This window comes from Methylophaga sp. UBA1464, from assembly GCF_002325665.1.
Taxonomy (GTDB): Bacteria; Pseudomonadota; Gammaproteobacteria; order Nitrosococcales; family Methylophagaceae; genus Methylophaga.
Genome location: NZ_DCSO01000071.1, coordinates 53,535 through 54,126, shown reverse-complemented (window position 1 = coordinate 54,126; position 592 = coordinate 53,535). Strand labels below are relative to the sequence as shown.

General features: G+C 49.7%; 1 protein-coding gene. It reads right to left on the bottom strand.

Annotated elements, in window-relative coordinates; translation table 11 throughout:
- Window positions 1-592, bottom strand: a 592-nt coding sequence (locus B3O33_RS08670) for a DUF389 domain-containing protein (protein WP_292363426.1), incomplete at both ends; no start/stop codon positions are given.

Here is a 592-nt window from a genome sequence, read left to right as displayed (position 1 = left end):
GGCAATTTCCAATACAACCGGCTGCTGTAAACGGCGTTCAATTTCCTGTTTCACTTCATCCATTACCGCATCATCCACTGCGGTTTTCGATACCATCGTCAAACTGATAATGAGTGGATCTCGTGGTCTGACATTGACATCCACCAGCTTGACCCCTGCTATTTCCTGACCATCCAGCTGACGTAACACATTGTTTTCCGCCACCATTCTCTCAAAACCAATGGCCAGTGGAATAGCCAGAATGGCGACCATGACCAGGGTCAGCATCAAACCACGTTTAGCGCGATGGAATGGATTATATCCCAGAACCATAAAGGTAATTAACGCCGCCAGAATAATGCCCACCAGGTTGGTCAGATATAACAGAAATGCCCCGAAAAACACGGTAAAGTCGAGCCACCCCAGACCAATACCGGCAACAGCTAATGGCGGCACCAAGGCCACCGCAATCGCCACACCGGCCAGACTTTTGGCCACTTCAGCACGAGCATGCGCATAAGCACCGGCAATACCAGACACCACCGCGACACCTAAATCCAACAACGTCGGACTGATACGAGCTGCAATTTCGGTATTAATATTATTGAGCGGA